This is a genomic window from Candidatus Pelagibacter communis (assembly GCF_001180225.1).
GTDB lineage: Bacteria > Pseudomonadota > Alphaproteobacteria > Pelagibacterales > Pelagibacteraceae > Pelagibacter > Pelagibacter ubique_D.
The window spans coordinates 1-507 of the sequence record NZ_CVST01000039.1 but is presented as its reverse complement, the minus strand read 5'-3'; the positions used below and the strand labels follow the sequence as shown (position 1 = coordinate 507).

The window sequence follows — 507 nt, the reverse complement described above, 5'->3', positions numbered from 1 at the left end:
ATCTGGTTGGCTTCATATCCAAAAAGTGGAAACACATGGTTAAGATCAATTATTTCATCTTTAGTTTATACAGAAGATGGTAAATTTGATTTTAAAATTTTAAGAAAAATTGATCAATTCCCAGAAAAGAAATATTTCAAAGATTTAGTTGATAATTTCAGTTTTGAAGAGGTAAAGAATAATTGGATTTTAGCACAAGATAAAATTAATCTTGATGGAAAAGTAAAATTTTTCAAAACTCACAGTGGTAGGTATACAGTTCAAAAAAAGAATTTTACTAATCAAGAAAATACACTTGGAACAGTTTATATTGTTAGAGATCCAAGGGTTGTTATACAATCAGTGTCAAATCACTATGAATTATCAATTGAAGAGTCGTATAAATTTATATCTACACCACAAATGACTGGCAACGGAGATAGCTATGAAAATAGAAATTTTGGTATTTTTAATCTTTTGGGAAAATGGGATGATCACTATCGCTCTTGGACAAAAAATAAAGAAAAT

The 507-nt window shown here is 27.6% G+C and carries 1 protein-coding gene; it reads left to right on the top strand.

What is annotated here, in order from left to right:
- Positions 1-507: sulfotransferase domain-containing protein (locus AMN99_RS02790; RefSeq protein WP_143323918.1), on the top strand; the 507-nt coding region annotated here is incomplete at both ends.